The sequence below is a fragment of the Enterobacter sp. PL1 genome (genome assembly GCF_945957325.1).
In the GTDB taxonomy this organism is placed as follows: domain Bacteria; phylum Pseudomonadota; class Gammaproteobacteria; order Enterobacterales; family Enterobacteriaceae; genus Enterobacter; species Enterobacter roggenkampii.
The window spans coordinates 29,320-44,032 of the sequence record NZ_CAMFKT010000003.1; the positions used below are offsets into that span (position 1 = coordinate 29,320).

Sequence of the window (14,713 nt, forward strand, 5' to 3'; positions counted from 1 at the left end):
GCAAATCACAAAATCTGAACGTAATAATATCAAAACATCGTCGAATTGATAGTAGTTCTCATTAGTATTTGCATAGTGCCGCAATTTTCGTTCACTTTCCTTGCGCTTACGCAGTAAAAATTTCTTATGCGCTTTTTTGCTAATATTTTCTGCTTATTCGATAAGCCTGCGGGTGCAGTTTTTTCCAATCGTGGTAGTCTGGACGTCCAGACGTATAAAAACAGGGTTAGCGAACATGACAACGAAGCATCTTGATACCACGCTGGTACAGGCAGGACGCAGCAAAAAATATACTCAGGGATCGGTCAACAGCGTGATTCAACGCGCCTCCTCGCTGGTGTTTGACACCGTTGAGGAGAAAAAAATCGCCACGCGCAACCGCGCAAAAGGCGGGCTGTTTTATGGCCGTCGCGGCACGCTAACCCACTTTTCTCTGCAGGAAGCGATGTGCGAGCTGGAAGGCGGCGCAGGCTGCGCGCTGTTCCCGTGCGGCGCGGCGGCGGTCGCCAACACCATTCTGGCGTTTGTGGAACAGGGCGACCATATCCTGATGACCAACACCGCCTATGAACCCAGCCAGGACTTCTGTACCAAAATCCTCAGCAAGCTCGGCGTGACAACCGGCTGGTTCGACCCGCTGATTGGTGAAGGTATTGCCGAGCTTATTCGGCCAAACACGCGCATTGTGTTCCTGGAATCGCCGGGGTCACTCACCATGGAAGTTCACGACGTGCCGGCTATCGTCAAGGCCGTGCGCAGCAAAGCGCCAGAGGCGATCATTATGATCGACAACACCTGGGCGGCAGGCGTGCTGTTTAAAGCGCTGGAATTCGACATTGATATTTCCATCCAGGCGGCGACGAAATACCTGATTGGCCACTCTGACGGCATGATTGGTACTGCGGTTTCCAACGCGCGCTGCTGGGATCAGCTGCGTGAAAACGCCTATCTGATGGGCCAGATGGTGGATGCCGACACGGCGTACATGACCAGCCGCGGACTCCGCACGCTGGGCGTTCGCCTGCGTCAGCACCACGAAAGCAGCCTGAAGGTGGCCGAATGGCTGGCGCAGCATCCGCAGGTTGAGCGCGTAAACCATCCGGCGCTGCCGGGCAGTAAGGGGCATGAATTCTGGCAACGTGACTTTACGGGCAGCAGCGGTTTGTTCTCGTTTGTGCTGAAAAAACGGCTGAATAATGACGAGCTGGCAAGCTATCTGGATAATTTTAGCCTCTTCAGTATGGCCTACTCATGGGGCGGTTTTGAATCCCTGATCCTGGCTAACCAGCCGGAGCAGATCGCGGCCCTGCGCCCCGGCGGTGAAGTGGACTTCAGCGGTACCCTGATTCGACTGCATATCGGTTTAGAAAATGTTGACGATCTGATTGCGGATTTAGCAGCAGGGTTCGAGCGTATCGTGTAGAGTGCTGGCTGAAAATGTACTCTCTGGACGCTTTTGTGGACACCGCAAGCAGAAAAGTCTGCATGAGTTGCGCCCGGGATCAAACCCGACGGGCGAATTAGGGAGTACAATAGCGCTATATCTGCTGTTCCACAGGAAAGTCCATGGCTGTTATTCAAGATATTATCGCGGCGCTCTGGCAACATGATTTTGCCGCTCTGGCGGATCCTCACGTCATAGGCGTCGTCTATTTCGTGATGTTCGCAACGCTGTTTCTGGAAAATGGATTACTGCCAGCCTCGTTTTTACCCGGTGACAGTCTGCTTTTGCTTGCCGGGGCGTTGATCGGCAAAGGCGTCATGGACTTTACGCCCACGATGGTTATCCTCACTTCCGCAGCCAGCCTGGGCTGCTGGCTGAGCTATCTGCAGGGCCGCTGGCTCGGCAACACGCGCGTGGTCAAAAGCTGGCTGGCGCAGTTACCCCATAAATACCATCAGCGTGCAACCTGCATGTTTGACCGGCACGGCCTGCTTGCGCTACTGGCCGGACGTTTTCTGGCGTTCGTTCGCACCCTTCTGCCGACGATGGCGGGCATTTCCGGTTTGTCGAACCGCCGCTTCCAGTTCTTCAACTGGCTGAGCGCCCTGCTTTGGGTTGGCGTGGTGACGACATTCGGCTACGCGCTGAATATGATCCCCTTCGTGAAACACCACGAAGATCAGGTGATGACCTTCCTGATGGTGCTGCCGATGTTCCTGCTGGTGGCGGGTCTGGTGGGAACCATCGCGGTAGTGATTAAGAAGAAGTACTGCAGCGCATAATTCAACAAAGCCGGGTGGCGCTATCGCTTACCCGGCCTACGTTTTTCGTCAGACTCCCTGCATCGTTCTTATACGCGACGCATCCTCTCCCGGCGTGACGCCGAAATAGCGCTTAAACTCCCGACTGAACTGCGACGCACTTTCATAGCCCACCCGCATCGCCGCCGCGCTGGCCTTCATGCCGTCGTGGATCATCAGCATCCGCGCCTTATGCAGCCGGTAGGTTTTGAGGTACTGCAGCGGCGAAGTGCTGGTCACCGATTTAAAGTTATGGTGAAACGCCGAGACGCTCATATTGGCTTCCGCCGCAAGCTGGTCGACGCTGAGGTTTTCGGTGTACTGGCTTTCGATACGCTTGAGCACGCGGCTTATCAGGCTGAAGTGGGTCTGTCGGCTCACCAGGGCAAGTAACGCGCCGCCGCCCGGGCCCAGCAGCACGTGGTACAGAATTTCTCGGATAATCTGCTTGCCCAGTATGCGCGCGTCCAGCGGCCTCTCCATGACGTCCAGCAGACGCTCAATGGCGCAGAGGATCTCTTCCGACAGCGTTGCCGAGTTGATCCCGCTTGAGGCCATCGAAGGCTGGAAGAGTTCATCTTCGCCAATCTCCATCAGCAGCTCCTGCAGCTGGAGGATGTCGACATTGACGCGGATCCCCGCCAGCGGAACCGCCTCTGTCGCGAAGGTTTCACATTCGAAGGGTAAAGGTACTGTCAGCAGCAGATATTCATTGGTGTCGTAGCGGAACACGCGCTCGTTGATATAGCCAATTTTATGGCCTGAAAAGAGAAAAACGATGCCCGGCTGGTACATGACCGGCGTGCGCGTTCCGGGCTGCGTGCCGTAGAGCAGGCGAATGTCCGGCAGCAGATCGCTGGCACGATTTTCATTATCTATCAATCTCTTAATCTGCGCAGTGAGCTGCTGGCAGATAGCCTCACGGTTCATCTTGCGTTACTCCGGGTGCGGTTTTCGACGTTGACAGTGTGCGTTGTTTTCCGCGCTTTCTCCAGCGCTCTGTAGAAATGGGCAAGACATCGGCAGGAATGTGCATTGAGGGCGTAGCCCCGGACGGCCACAATGAGCAGCATCAGGTCGCCCTCTGCGCACCACGGTTTTTCACCCACTAAAGGGAACGAGCAATGAACAACTTTAATCTTCACACCCCAACCCGCATTCTGTTTGGTAAAGACGCTATCGCTGACCTGCGCGCACAGATCCCTGCTGACGCCCGCGTGCTGATCACCTACGGTGGCGGCAGCGTGAAAAAAACCGGCGTGCTGGATCAGGTTTACAGCGCGCTGGACGGTCTGGACGTGCGTGAGTTCGGCGGCATTGAGCCAAACCCGTCCTACGAAACGCTGATGAACGCGGTGAAAATCGCCCGCGAAGAAAACATCACCTTCCTGCTGGCGGTCGGCGGCGGCTCCGTGCTGGACGGCACCAAATTCATCGCGGCGGCAGCGCACTATGCTGACGGCATCGATCCGTGGCACATTCTGGAAACCCGCGGCAGCGACATCAAAAGCGCCATCCCGATGGGCTCCGTGCTGACCCTGCCAGCGACGGGTTCTGAATCCAACAAGGGCGCGGTGATCTCCCGTAAAACCACCGGCGACAAGCAGGCCTTCATGAACGAACACGTTCAGCCCGTGTTCGCCATCCTGGACCCGGTTTACACCTACACCCTGCCTGCGCGTCAGGTCGCGAACGGCGTGGTCGATGCCTTTGTTCATACCGTCGAGCAGTACGTCACGTATCCGGTGAATGCCAAAATTCAGGATCGTTTTGCGGAAGGCATTTTGCTGACGCTGATTGAAGAAGGTCCGAAAGCGCTGAAAGAGCCGGAAAACTATGACGTTCGCGCCAACGTGATGTGGGCCGCCACCCAGGCGCTGAATGGCCTGATCGGTGCTGGCGTGCCGCAGGACTGGGCGACCCACATGCTGGGCCACGAGCTGACGGCGATGCACGGTCTGGATCATGCGCAGACGCTGGCCGTTGTGCTGCCTGCGCTGTGGAATGAAAAACGTGATACCAAACGCGCCAAACTGCTGCAGTACGCTGAGCGCGTGTGGAACATCACCGAGGGTTCTGACGATGCGCGTATTGATGCCGCCATCGAAGCGACCCGCAGCTTCTTTGAAGGTCTGGGCGTGCCAACGCGTCTGTCTGGCTACGGTCTGGACGGCAGCTCTATCCCTGCCCTGCTGGCGAAACTCGAAGAGCATGGCATGACCCATCTGGGCGAGCACGGCGACATCACCCTGGACGTCAGCCGCCGTATTTACGAGGCGGCACGCTAAGCGTTTTTGTCCCCCCGACTTTCGTTTTTTGACATTTCGTCCAGACTTAATGCACACCCCATCGCCGGAGTCTCCCTCCGGCGATGCGCACCTGAAGGAGGAAAAATGGCAAACCAAACCGTAATCAAGCTGCAGGACGGCAACGTGATGCCCCAGCTGGGGCTAGGTGTATGGAAAGCCGGTAACGACGAGGTCGTCTCCGCCATTCATAAAGCCCTGGAAGTCGGCTACCGGTCGATTGACACCGCCGCCGCGTACAAAAACGAGGACGGCGTGGGGACCGCACTGGTCAGCGCCGGTGTCCCCCGCGATGAGTTATTCATCACCACGAAACTGTGGAATGACGATCAAAAGCGTCCCCGCGAAGCCCTGCAGGAGAGTCTGGAGAAGCTCCAGCTCGATTTCGTCGACCTGTATCTCATGCACTGGCCGGTTCCGGCCATCGACCATTACGTTGATGCCTGGAAAGGGATGATTGAACTGCAAAAAGCGGGGCTGGTGAAAAGCATCGGCGTCTGCAACTTCCAGGTTCATCACCTGCAGCGGCTGATTGACGAGACGGGCGTCGCGCCTGTGATTAACCAGATCGAGCTGCACCCGCTGTTGCAGCAGCGCCAGCTTCACGCCTGGAACGCCACGCATAAGATTCAGACCGAATCCTGGAGCCCGCTGGCTCAGGGTGGTGAAGGGGTATTCGATCAGAAAATTATCCGCGACCTGGCGGATAATTACGGCAAAACCCCGGCGCAGATCGTCATTCGCTGGCATCTGGACAACGGCCTGGTGGTGATCCCGAAATCGGTCACGCCATCGCGCATCGCCGAGAATTTCGACGTCTGGGATTTCCGTCTGGACAAAGATGAGCTGGGGGAAATTGCGAAGCTGGATAAGGGCAAGCGGCTTGGGCCAGACCCGGATCAGTTTGGTGGATAATCGCGTAAAAAAGCCGAGTGGCGGCTGCGCCTTACCCGGCCTACGCGCTGGCCTGTAGGCCCGGTAAGCGCTAGCGCCACCGGGCTTTGTTACAGGTTTAACCGATCTTACGTTTTACGTTCTTCTTCGTTCCCGCTCCACCGTTCGAACGCTGATGCACAATCGGCGTGTGCTTGGTCAGCGCCGGGCGCGTATTGCGATTCTGGCGACGCGCTTCGCGCATCTCCTCCAGCGTCGGGGCCGGTACCAGACAGTCGCGGCGCGAGCCGATCAGGTGCTTTTTGCCCATCTCTTCCAGCGCCTGGCGGATCAGCGGCCAGTTGGCCGGATCGTGGTAGCGCAGCAGCGCTTTGTGCAGACGACGCTGTTTATCCCCTTTCGGCACCACCACGTCTTCACTCTTATAACCAATCTTACTCAGCGGGTTCTTGCCGGTGTAGTACATGGTCGTCGAGTTGGCGAGCGGTGACGGATAGAAGTTCTGCACCTGATCCAGGCGGAAGCGGCGCTGCTTCAGCCACAGCGCCAGGTTCACCATGTCCTCATCACGCGTGCCCGGGTGGGCGGAGATGAAGTACGGGATCAGATACTGCTCTTTGCCCGCCTGCTTCGAGTAGGTGTCGAACAGCTGCTTAAAGCGATCGTAGCTGCCCATGCCCGGCTTCATCATCTTCGACAGCGGGCCTTCTTCAGTGTGCTCCGGCGCAATCTTGAGATAGCCCCCCACGTGGTGCGTCGCCAGCTCTTTGATGTAGCGCGGATCTTCCACGGCGATGTCATAACGCACCCCGGACGCGATGAGGATCTTCTTGATGCCTTTCAGATCGCGCGCGCGGCGGTAGAGGTTGATCGTCGGCTCGTGGTTGGTGTCCATGTGCTCACAAATGCTCGGATAGACGCAGGAGAGGCGACGACAGGTCTGTTCCGCGCGCGGTGATTTGCAGCGCAGCATATACATGTTGGCGGTTGGGCCGCCAAGATCGGAAATCACGCCGGTAAAGCCCGGCACGGAGTCGCGAATGGCTTCGATCTCATTGATGATTGAATCTTCAGAGCGGCTCTGAATAATGCGCCCTTCGTGCTCGGTAATGGAGCAGAAGGAACAGCCACCGAAGCAGCCGCGCATGATGTTGATCGAGAAGCGGATCATCTCATACGCCGGGATGCGGGCGTTGCCGTACGCCGGGTGCGGCACGCGCTTGTACGGCAGCGCAAAGACGCTGTCCATCTCTTCGGTGGAGAGCGGGATCGCTGGCGGGTTGATCCAGATAAAACGCTCGCCGTGCTTCTGCATCAGCGCGCGGGCGCAGCCCGGGTTGGTTTCATGGTGCAGAATACGGGACGCGTGCGCGTAGAGCACCTTGTCGGCTTTCACCTTCTCGAAGGAGGGCAGCAGTACGTAGGTCTTTTCCCACGGCTTCGGACGCGGCGGCTGCACGACGATCGCCTTCGCTTCCGCCTTCTTTGGCTCTACCGGTTTGTTATCGGCACACGGCAGATCGTCGCCGTACGGATGTGGGATCGGGTCGATTTTGCCCGGCATATCGATGATGCGGGAATCTACCCCGCGCCAGCCCGGCAGCGCCTCTTTCACCATAATGGCGGTATTGCGCACGTCGCGGATGCTGCTCACCGGCTCGCCTTGCGACAGGCGGTGCGCCACTTCCACCAGCGGACGCTCGCCGTTTCCGTAAATCAGCATGTCGGCCTTGGAATCCACCAGCACCGAGCGGCGCACGGTATCTGACCAGTAGTCGTAGTGTGCGGTACGGCGCAGGCTCGCCTCGATGCCGCCCAGGATCACCGGCACGTCTTTCCAGGCTTCTTTGCAGCGCTGGGTGTAGACGAGGGTTGCGCGGTCCGGACGTTTGCCCGCCACGTTATCCGGCGTGTAGGCGTCGTCATGGCGCAGCTTACGGTCGGCGGTATAGCGGTTGATCATCGAGTCCATGTTGCCTGCAGTCACGCCGAAGAACAGGTTCGGTTTTCCCAAACGCATGAAGTCGTCTTTGCTGTTCCAGTCGGGCTGGGAGATGATCCCCACACGGAAGCCCTGCGCTTCGAGCATACGGCCACAGATGGCCATGCCGAAGCTCGGGTGGTCAACGTAGGCATCGCCCGTGACCAGAATGATATCGCAGCTGTCCCAGCCCAGTTGGTCCATCTCTTCCCGGGACATCGGCAGGAACGGCGCCGGTCCAAAGCAGGCCGCCCAGTACTGGGGCCAGGAGAAGAGGTCACGATCCGGCTGGATCAGGGAAATTGCGCTCATAATGCTTCCGAAGAAAAAATAAACAAAAGGAGCGGGATTATACGCTGTTCATCTGCCAGATTTGAAGAAAAGGATGCAGGAAGCAGGCAGATATTCACGGAAGTCGTTAAAATACGCCGCCCTGATAATTTTGGATCATAATATTCACTCTATTTTCCGGTGATTTGCCCCGGAATGCGTGTTTGTGCGGAGCTCAGTTGTGAAGCCCAACGATTCGTTACATGTCTCCCAGCTGCGGGTTGTCCTGCACCTCTGCGGTTTCCTTGTACTGCTGTACAGCCTTTCCATGCTGCCGCCGATGGTTATCGCCCTGCTGAACAAAGAGCGGACCTACTTTGCCTTCCTGACCACTTTTTTAACCTTTTTTAGTCTCGGAGGCTTAACCTGGCGGGCAACCCGCCACGCCGGCATCCAGCTGCGCACCCGCGACGGTTTCGTGATTATCGTGCTGTTCTGGCTGCTTTTTTCATTGATTAGCGCCATGCCGCTCTGGATGGATGACGGGCTTCAGCTCTCCTTTGCTGACGCGCTCTTTGAGGGGGTTTCCGGGATCACCACTACCGGAGCGACGGTGATCGGGGACGTCAGCGCCCTGCCTAAGTCGTACCTGTATTACCGCGCTCAGCTGAATTTCATTGGCGGGTTAGGCGTCATCGTGCTGGCCGTCGCGGTCCTGCCGCTGCTGGGCATTGGCGGCATGAAGCTTTATCAGTCAGAGATGCCGGGGCCGTTCAAGGAGGAGCGTCTGACGCCCCGCCTTGCCGATACCGCGCGCACGCTGTGGGTGACCTACTTCGCGCTGGGCGTGGCCTGCACTCTGGCCTACTGGCTGGCGGGAATGTCCTTTTTTGACGCCGTCTGTCACGGGCTTTCGACCGTGTCACTGGGCGGCTTCTCCACCCGCAGCGAGAGCATTGGTTTTTATGACAGCCACGCAATCGAGCTGGTTGCCGGGGCGTTTTCGCTGCTCTCCGCGTTTAACTTCACCCTCTGGTACGTCGCCATTGTCCGACGTACCCTGAAGCCGATTCGTCGCAGCCCGGAGGTTAAATTCTTCCTGAGCGCCGCTGCGGCGATTATCCTCATCACCGCCTGGCAGGTCTGGCATGCAGGCATGTACAGCCCCACGGATAGCCTGGTGCACGCCTTCTTCCTTGCCAGTTCGATGATGACCGATAACGGCCTGTCGACCGCCGACTACGCCCAATGGCCCACCCACACCATCTTCCTGCTGTTGAGCGCCAGCTTTTTTGGCGGCTGCGTAGGCTCGACCTGCGGCGGGATCAAAGCCCTGCGTTTTTTGATTATGTTCAAGCAGAGTATTCAGGAGATGAACCAGCTGGCGCATCCGCGCGCGCTGCTGAGCATTAAGGTGGGCAAAAGCGTGGTGAATGAACGCGTCCTGCGCTCGGTCTGGAGCTTCTTCTTTCTCTACGTGATGATCACGGGCTTTTTTGTCTGGGCGCTTAATCTGATGGGCTACGATCTGTTTACGTCATTCGCGACGGTCGCCGCCTGTATCAACAACATGGGGCTGGGATTTGGCGAGACGGCGTCGACGTTCGGCACGTTAACAGAAGGGGCTAAGCTGTTGATGTGCGCGGCGATGATCTTAGGGCGTCTGGAAATTTACCCGGTGCTGATTCTGTTCTCGCGCTTTTTCTGGCGGGCATAAACCATTCCCGGCGAACCGGGAATGTCAGAGGTTATGGCGCGGGGTTGATCAGCATTTGCCCTACGGACCCCCTGTCCATCATCTCCAGCGTCTGGCTGTGGAACAGGAACGGGAAGTGCGGCCACGAAGGCTGGCCGTAGTAGACGAGCAGTTCAACCTGACCGTCCACCCAGACGGTATCTTTCCAGCCGCGATCTTCCGGGAACGGCATCGCGCCGTTAACGTTGCGGATCAGGAAGCTTACCCCTTCAATATGGAACGACTGCGGCATATCTGAACGCACCGTCCAGCGCTCCCAGGTGCCCTGTTGCGCGGTGATGTCGATGCGGTTGACGTCCCACAGCGCACCGTTGATGCCCGGATCGTCGCCCAGGCTGATATCACGGCTGCGCACCGGGGAGCCGCTCATGATCTCCTGCGGCAGCAGGCGCATGGGCAGGCTATCGGTCACCAGCGGCAGCAGGCCGGTTGGACGCAGGGTCAGCACCAGGGTCGAGACAAGAATGCTCGACGGTTCAAAGAACCCGCGAATACGGTCAACAATGCTTGCCGCTTCGCCGCAGGTCACAGAGACTTCATCCCCGTTGGTCATATCAATGAGAATTTCGCGACGCTCACCCGGCGCGAGCGCCAGCTGTTTGACGGACACCGGTGCCGGTAAAAAACCCTGATCGCCGGAGATGACGTGCAGCGGACGGCCATCGCTCATTTGCAGCTGATAGCGGCGCGAGTTAGACGCGTTGAGCAGGCGCAGGCGCACCCAGCCACGGGACACTTCGACATACGGGCTCTGCGCGCCGTTAACCAGCAGCGTATCGCCAACGAAGCCACCGCTCCCCGGTTCGCTGTATTCCGGCGTACCGAAATTATCCAGACGTTTGTCCTGGATGATAATCGGGAAGTCATCCACGCCGTAGTGGTTCGGGATCGGCAGGGATTTGCTGACTTCATCTTCCACCAGCCACATGCCGGCCAGGCCGTTATAGACCTGCTGCGCCGTGCGGTTAGGGGTGTTGGCGTGATACCACAGGGTTGCCGCGCTCTGGCGAATCGGCAGAACGGGCGCCCAGTCGGCGCTGGGCGACATCATGCGCGCCGCGCCGCCAATCAGCGGGCCAGGCACCTGCAGGCCGCTGATGGTCATGGCGACATTTTCAGGGGTACGGTTACTGTAGATGAGCTTTACGTCATCGCCATTCCACACGCGTATGGTCGGCCCAAGGTAACGTCCGTTAATGCCCCAGACCGGCGCACGCGTCCCCTGGGTAAAGGACCAGTGGCTGCGCTGCAGCGTCAGGAAAAGCGGCTGGCCGCGACGGGATTCAATGAGTGGCGGAATAGGCAGCGGCTGTTGCTGCCCGGCGGCGCTGGCTGTCAGCGGCATCGCACCCGCACAAAGGGCGATCCCCGAAGCCTGAATAAACTGACGCCGACTGAGTGACATATAAGCTCCATCTGAAACGACTAACAACGCGGGAATTCGTTTTCCCTTCAACGCCGGGTTAGATCTTACCGGCGGCTTCTCTCTCTGCGACTTCTTTGTCGAGCAGCGCAATATGCTCAGCCATCAGATCACGGCAGTGCGCTGCCAGCTCGCGCACCTGATCTTTACCGTATTTGCTGGTATCGACGGGTGGCAGCATTTCGACAATCACCAGCCCGTTATTCAGGCGGTTAAGATTAATCTTATTCGAAGTATTGGAAACGCACACAGGAATAATTGGAACACCTGCCGCAATTGCGGCATGAAACGCACCGGTTTTAAACGGCAGCAGGCCGCGGCCGCGGCTGCGCGTCCCTTCCGGGAACATCCAGATTGAGATCCTGCGCTTTTTAAAATGATTCACCACTTCTGCAATGGTGCCGTGCGCTTTTGCACGGTTATTACGGTCAATCAGCAGGTTACCGGTAAGCCAGTACAGCTGACCAAAAAACGGGATCCACAGCAGGCTTTTTTTACCCACCGTCACGGTCGGTGGAAGCACGATATTGGAGGCCGTCACCATATCGTAGTTGTTCTGATGGTTGGCGATATAGATGGCGTTACCGAAATTCTCCGCTCCTTCCGGCAGGCGTTTTTCAACTTTCAGACCAAACAGCGGCGCAAGACGCCCGAACATATGGCCAAAGGTGGCGACATGCTTCGGATTACGCGGGCTGAACAGGCAATAAATAGAGCCGAAAATACAGACCAGAATACAGTAGATAACGGTAAGAATAAGACGAACAATATATAGCATAGCGACCTCTGAAGCCCTGACAGCTGACAATTATACTTCACCTGTGGCCAGGTAAGGACTTTATTACGAGCGCGTATTGTTAATCGCAACGCACGAATTAACAACGATTTTACGGGAAATTTTATTGAAATTCCCCCTCCGGACAGAGGGGGATATCACGACATTACTCTTCGCTGTCACCCGCCGCGCTGCGTGCAGGAGAGTCAATCTCCACGCGGTCGATACGCTGCAGGCCGCGCATCAGCGAGCCGCGGCGACCGCGCTCGCCCACCACCTTCTGCAGCTCTTCCGGACGAAGCTTGATTTTGCGCTTGCCGACGTGAATGGTCAGCGTGCTCTGCGGCGGCAGCAGGAAGAGGTGCGCCAGGCCATCTTCGCCTTTCGCGGCCTCCGCCGACGGGATGTTGATGATCTTGTTGCCCTTGCCTTTTGACAGCTCCGGCAGATCGCTGACCGGGAACATCAGCATACGTCCGGCGGTGGTGATCGCCAGCAGCATGTCGCTTTCGTTCTCGATCACCAGCGGTGCCATTACGTGAGCGTTGTCCGGCAGGCTAATCAGCGCCTTACCGGCACGGTTGCGGGAAACCAGATCGTTAAAGGTACAGATAAAGCCGTAGCCTGCATCAGACGCCAGCAGCAGCTTCTGGTCATCGGCTTCCATCAGCATATGGTCAACCGTCGCGCCCGGCGGCAGCGTCAGCTTGCCGGTCAGCGGTTCACCCTGCCCGCGTGCGGAAGGCAGCGTGATCGGGTCAATGGCATAGCTGCGACCGGTGGAGTCGATAAACGCCACCGGCTGGTTGCTCTTGCCTTTCACCGCCGCTTTAAAGCTGTCGCCCGCTTTGTAGCTGAGCCCCGGCGCGTCGATATCGTGGCCTTTGGCGCTGCGCACCCAGCCGCTCTGCGACAGAACAATGGTCACCGGCTCGGACGGCTGCATGTCGTGCTCGTTCATCGCCTTCGCTTCTTCGCGCTCGTGCAGCGGAGAACGACGGTCGTCACCAAACGCGTCGGCATCAGCCTGCAGCTCTTTCTTCAGCAGGGTGTTCATCTTGCGTTCGGACGCGAGGATCGCCTGCAGCTGATCGCGCTCTTTTTCCAGCTCGTTCTGCTCACCGCGGATCTTCATCTCTTCCAGTTTGGCGAGATGGCGCAGCTTCAGCTCGAGGATCGCTTCGGCCTGGGTTTCGCTGATGCCAAAGCGCGACATCAGGGCGGGCTTCGGCTCGTCCTCGGTACGGATGATCTCAATCACCTCGTCGATATTGAGGAACGCCACCAGCAAACCTTCGAGGATATGCAGGCGCTTAAGCACTTTCTCCAGACGATGGTTCAGACGACGGCGTACCGTATCGCGGCGGAACGTCAGCCATTCGGTGAGGATCTCCAGCAGGTTTTTCACCGCCGGGCGTCCGTCGAGGCCGATCATGTTCAGGTTTATGCGGTAGCTTTTTTCCAGATCGGTGGTGGCGAACAGGTGATTCATCACCTGCTCCATGTCCACGCGGTTGGAGCGCGGCACGATCACCAGACGGGTCGGGTTCTCGTGGTCAGACTCGTCGCGCAGGTCGTCCACCATCGGCAGCTTTTTATTGCGCATCTGGGAGGCGATCTGCTCCAGCACTTTGGCACCGGAAACCTGATGCGGCAGCGCGGTGATGACCACGGCGCCGTCTTCTTTATTCCACACCGCGCGCATGCGCACGGAGCCGCGACCGTTCTGGTAGATTTTGCGGATTTCCGCACGCGAGGTGATGATCTCAGCTTCGGTCGGGAAGTCCGGGCCCTGCACGATATCCAGCAGATCGTCGAGCGAGGTTTTCGGCTGCTCAATCAGGGTGATGGCGGCTTTCGCCACTTCACGCAGGTTGTGCGGCGGAATGTCCGTCGCCATACCGACCGCAATCCCGGTGGTGCCGTTCAGCAGGATGTTCGGCAGACGCGCGGGCAGCATCTTCGGCTCCTGCAGCGTACCGTCGAAGTTCGGTACCCAGTCAACGGTCCCCTGGCCCAGCTCGCCCAGCAGCACTTCGGCATATTTAGAGAGGCGGGACTCGGTATAACGCATCGCCGCGAAGGATTTTGGGTCGTCCGGCGCCCCCCAGTTCCCTTGACCATCCACCAGCGGGTAACGGTAAGAGAACGGCTGCGCCATCAGCACCATCGCTTCATAACAGGCGCTGTCGCCGTGCGGATGGTATTTACCCAGCACGTCACCGACGGTACGGGCGGATTTCTTGAACTTGGCGGTGGCATTCAGCCCCAGTTCGGACATCGCATACACGATGCGGCGCTGAACGGGCTTCAGGCCATCCCCGATAAACGGCAACGCCCTGTCCATGATGACGTACATGGAGTAGTTCAGGTAGGCGTTTTCCGTGAATTCATGTAGCGCGAGGCGCTCTGCCATATCGCTCATTACGTGTGATTCCTCAACTCAGAAACCGAAGGGTTTCAGGCAATATTGCCGCAGATACTACCCTATCTGACGAGTTGAGTCACAAAGAAAAAGGGCCGCTTATGCGGCCCTTTTCGGGTTATTTGTTCAGCTTAATGACCTGCTTCACGTCGATTTCAAAATCGTTCCACTCTTTATCGACCTTGCCCTGGATTTCCACTTTATCCTGCGGGGTGACGGTCACGCCGTTCCAGCGCTTGTGGTCAATTTCCACGTTCACCGTGCCGGTCTCATCGCGGAAGGTGTAGCGGTCATCGGACAGGCGCTGGGTGATGTTCCCGCGCAGCTTCACCCAGCTGTCGTCCTTCATCTCTTTCACCTTCACCGCGGTGGTGAGGTTGGCGTCGTTATCGACAAAACCGCCTGCCTGCGTCTGGGTCTGGGTTTGCGTGGCGGACGGGCCGTTAAATCCGCCCTGCGCGGCAAAAACGGGGGCAGTGGTCATCATCATGATGGCGGCAATGACAGCGAATTTTTTCATATTAACTCTCCCTTTAATCTGGTTTCGCAGTCCATTAAACAGGGTAATCCTTAACAACTTCTTAAGGGAAAAATTTATTTATTATTGCTGTACAGCAGGCGCTTACAGAGGGTTTACTG

The 14,713-nt window shown here is 57.7% G+C and carries 11 protein-coding genes; 5 read left to right on the top strand and 6 right to left on the bottom strand.

Annotated features, from left to right (window positions below; genetic code table 11):
- Positions 1-235: 235 nt before the first annotated feature.
- A complete protein-coding gene (gene metC / locus N6P30_RS03530; protein ID WP_023294558.1) occupies positions 236-1,423 on the top strand; it encodes a cystathionine beta-lyase in 1,188 nt (395 codons plus the stop codon).
- Between the two features lie 143 nt (positions 1,424-1,566).
- Positions 1,567-2,226 carry a DedA family general envelope maintenance protein YghB gene (gene yghB, locus N6P30_RS03535; RefSeq protein ID WP_008499812.1) on the top strand — a complete coding sequence of 220 codons (660 nt, stop codon included), beginning with the start codon at positions 1,567-1,569 and terminating at the stop codon, positions 2,224-2,226.
- Between the two features lie 48 nt (positions 2,227-2,274).
- Here the strand turns inward: yghB and N6P30_RS03540 are convergent, their stop codons facing one another.
- Entirely contained in the window at positions 2,275-3,174 is a 900-nt protein-coding gene (locus N6P30_RS03540) for an AraC family transcriptional regulator (RefSeq protein WP_023294559.1), read from the bottom strand.
- A gap of 194 nt (positions 3,175-3,368) precedes the next feature.
- Between N6P30_RS03540 and yqhD the strand changes: the two genes are divergently transcribed.
- Both yqhD and dkgA read left to right on the top strand, forming a co-directional pair.
- Entirely contained in the window at positions 3,369-4,532 is a 1,164-nt protein-coding gene (yqhD, locus tag N6P30_RS03545) for an alcohol dehydrogenase (RefSeq protein ID WP_008502995.1), read from the top strand.
- Positions 4,533-4,637: 105 nt separating this feature from the next.
- Positions 4,638-5,465, top strand: a complete 828-nt coding sequence (gene dkgA / locus N6P30_RS03550; RefSeq protein ID WP_023294560.1) for a 2,5-didehydrogluconate reductase DkgA — start codon at positions 4,638-4,640, stop codon at positions 5,463-5,465.
- A gap of 97 nt (positions 5,466-5,562) precedes the next feature.
- Here dkgA and N6P30_RS03555 read toward each other — a convergent pair whose 3' ends face one another.
- On the bottom strand, positions 5,563-7,737 hold the full coding sequence (locus N6P30_RS03555) for a YgiQ family radical SAM protein (protein WP_063617857.1): 2,175 nt from the start codon (positions 7,735-7,737) through the stop codon (positions 5,563-5,565).
- Between the two features lie 199 nt (positions 7,738-7,936).
- Between N6P30_RS03555 and N6P30_RS03560 the strand changes: the two genes are divergently transcribed.
- Positions 7,937-9,412: a TrkH family potassium uptake protein gene (locus N6P30_RS03560; RefSeq protein ID WP_008502992.1), complete on the top strand. Its 1,476-nt coding sequence runs from the start codon at positions 7,937-7,939 to the stop codon at positions 9,410-9,412.
- 31 nt (positions 9,413-9,443) lie between these two features.
- Here N6P30_RS03560 and ftsP read toward each other — a convergent pair whose 3' ends face one another.
- From ftsP to N6P30_RS03580, 4 genes are all read right to left on the bottom strand, one after another.
- The gene (gene ftsP / locus N6P30_RS03565; protein ID WP_008502991.1) at positions 9,444-10,856 is read right to left on the bottom strand and encodes a cell division protein FtsP; all 1,413 of its coding nucleotides are present in this window, start codon (positions 10,854-10,856) and stop codon (positions 9,444-9,446) included.
- 58 nt (positions 10,857-10,914) lie between these two features.
- The gene (gene plsC, locus N6P30_RS03570; RefSeq protein WP_008502990.1) at positions 10,915-11,652 is read right to left on the bottom strand and encodes a 1-acylglycerol-3-phosphate O-acyltransferase; all 738 of its coding nucleotides are present in this window, start codon (positions 11,650-11,652) and stop codon (positions 10,915-10,917) included.
- A gap of 163 nt (positions 11,653-11,815) precedes the next feature.
- Positions 11,816-14,074 (bottom strand): DNA topoisomerase IV subunit A, encoded by a 2,259-nt coding sequence (parC, locus tag N6P30_RS03575; RefSeq protein WP_008502989.1) that lies wholly within the window; start codon positions 14,072-14,074, stop codon positions 11,816-11,818.
- Positions 14,075-14,192: 118 nt separating this feature from the next.
- Positions 14,193-14,594, bottom strand: a complete 402-nt coding sequence (locus N6P30_RS03580; RefSeq protein ID WP_023294562.1) for a YgiW/YdeI family stress tolerance OB fold protein — start codon at positions 14,592-14,594, stop codon at positions 14,193-14,195.
- Positions 14,595-14,713 lie beyond the last annotated feature (119 nt).

Bases quoted from the DNA above. Each gene is read 5' to 3' on its own strand.
- metC (WP_023294558.1), top strand. From the start codon at position 236: ATGACAACGAAGCATCTTGATACCACGCTGGTACAGGCAGGACGCAGC.
- yghB (WP_008499812.1), top strand. From the start codon at position 1,567: ATGGCTGTTATTCAAGATATTATCGCGGCGCTCTGGCAACATGATTTT.
- N6P30_RS03540 (WP_023294559.1), bottom strand. From the start codon at position 3,174: ATGAACCGTGAGGCTATCTGCCAGCAGCTCACTGCGCAGATTAAGAGA.
- yqhD (WP_008502995.1), top strand. From the start codon at position 3,369: ATGAACAACTTTAATCTTCACACCCCAACCCGCATTCTGTTTGGTAAA.
- dkgA (WP_023294560.1), top strand. From the start codon at position 4,638: ATGGCAAACCAAACCGTAATCAAGCTGCAGGACGGCAACGTGATGCCC.
- N6P30_RS03555 (WP_063617857.1), bottom strand. From the start codon at position 7,737: ATGAGCGCAATTTCCCTGATCCAGCCGGATCGTGACCTCTTCTCCTGG.
- ftsP (WP_008502991.1), bottom strand. From the start codon at position 10,856: ATGTCACTCAGTCGGCGTCAGTTTATTCAGGCTTCGGGGATCGCCCTT.
- plsC (WP_008502990.1), bottom strand. From the start codon at position 11,652: ATGCTATATATTGTTCGTCTTATTCTTACCGTTATCTACTGTATTCTG.
- parC (WP_008502989.1), bottom strand. From the start codon at position 14,074: ATGAGCGATATGGCAGAGCGCCTCGCGCTACATGAATTCACGGAAAAC.
- N6P30_RS03580 (WP_023294562.1), bottom strand. From the start codon at position 14,594: ATGAAAAAATTCGCTGTCATTGCCGCCATCATGATGATGACCACTGCC.